The sequence below is a fragment of the Caulobacter sp. P1_B12_2 genome (assembly GCF_056406675.1).
In genome coordinates this window covers 1-1,293 of record NZ_JBFTZS010000729.1, presented here as the reverse complement: position 1 = coordinate 1,293, position 1,293 = coordinate 1, and the positions used below count along the sequence as shown (strand labels likewise).

At 71.4% G+C, this 1,293-nt stretch carries 2 protein-coding genes; both read right to left on the bottom strand.

What is annotated here, in order from left to right; translation table 11 throughout:
• Window positions 1-1,125, bottom strand: a 1,125-nt coding sequence (locus AC1DZ6_RS25275) for a mannose-1-phosphate guanylyltransferase/mannose-6-phosphate isomerase (RefSeq protein ID WP_477099834.1), incomplete at its 3' end; no start/stop codon positions are given.
• Window positions 1,126-1,210: 85 nt separating this feature from the next.
• Window positions 1,211-1,293 (bottom strand): hypothetical protein (locus AC1DZ6_RS25270; RefSeq protein WP_477099835.1); only part of this gene is annotated, 83 nt, incomplete at its 5' end.

Genomic DNA, 1,293 nt, shown 5'->3' with positions numbered 1-1,293 from the left:
GGCCTGGTCGGTGTGGCTCACGGACTGGCGCTCGACCCCGACGACCGTGTCGATATGCCGGTGGGCCAGCTCCCGACCCTTGGCCCGGAGGTCGTCGACCAGCGCCTTGACCGCCTGGGCGTCGTCGCGGCGGCAGATCAGAACGGCGTCCGGCTCGGCGACGATCATCAGGTCATGGACGCCGATCGCCCCCACGAACGGACCCGTCGAGCGGACCAGCATGCCCGAGGTGTCGACCAGTGTGACGTCGCCCTGGGCGGCGTTGCCGGCCCCGTCCTGGGGCGAGGCCCCCCAGATCGCGTCCCAGGCCCCCAGGTCGGACCAGTCGAAGGCTGCGGGCACGACGACGGCCTTGTCGGTGTGCTCCATCACCGCGTGATCGATCGAGATGCTGGCGGCGCGGGCGAAGCCGGCCGCGTCCAGCCGTACGAGGCCCGGATCGACCACGGCGTCGGCGAAGGCGGCCCGGGCGCCCTCGACCACGCTGGGTTCGAACCGTTTCAGCTCGCCCAGGAGCGTGGCGGCCTGGAAGGCGAAGTTGCCGCTGTTCCACAGATAGCCCTCCGCCACATAGCGGCGGGCCGTTTCAAGGTCGGGCTTTTCGACGAAGGCGGCGACCCGGAGCACGCCCTGGGCGACCTGCTCGCCCGGACGGATGTAGCCAAAGCCCGTGGCCGGACCCGTGGGGCGCACGCCGAAGGTGACGATCATGCCCTGTGCGGCGGGACCGGCCGCCACGCGCGCGGCGTCCCGGAACACCTCGGGCTCGCCGACATGGTGGTCGGCGGCCAGCACCAGCATCACCCCGTCGGGATCGAGGCGCTCGACCAGGATGGCGGCGGCGGCCACGGCCGGAGCGGAGTTTCGCGCCTGGGGCTCGATCAGCACGGTGATCGGCGCGCCGATCTCCAGGGCCTGGTCGCGCACCATCTCGACCATGCCGGCTCCGGTGACGACGATGATGTCCCGCTGTTGGGCCAGGTCGCGCACGCGCAGCAGGGTTTCCTGAAAGCTGGAATAGGCGCCGAGCAGTTTCAGGAACTGTTTGGGGCGGTCAGGACGCGAGGCTGGCCACAGCCGCGTCCCGGCGCCGCCGCACAGGATGACGGGAAAGATGGCGGTCACGAAGTCTTCCCCGAGGTCGCGTCGAGCATCGTCATGTCCGTTCTAGCACGCCGGAGCCGGAACGGAACAAGGCGCGTCCGCGAGGTCAGGCCGGCGTTCCCGCCTGCAGTTCGGCCAGCCAGGCGTCGGCCGTCGCGTCCGAGGGCATCCGCCAGTCGCCGCGCGGCG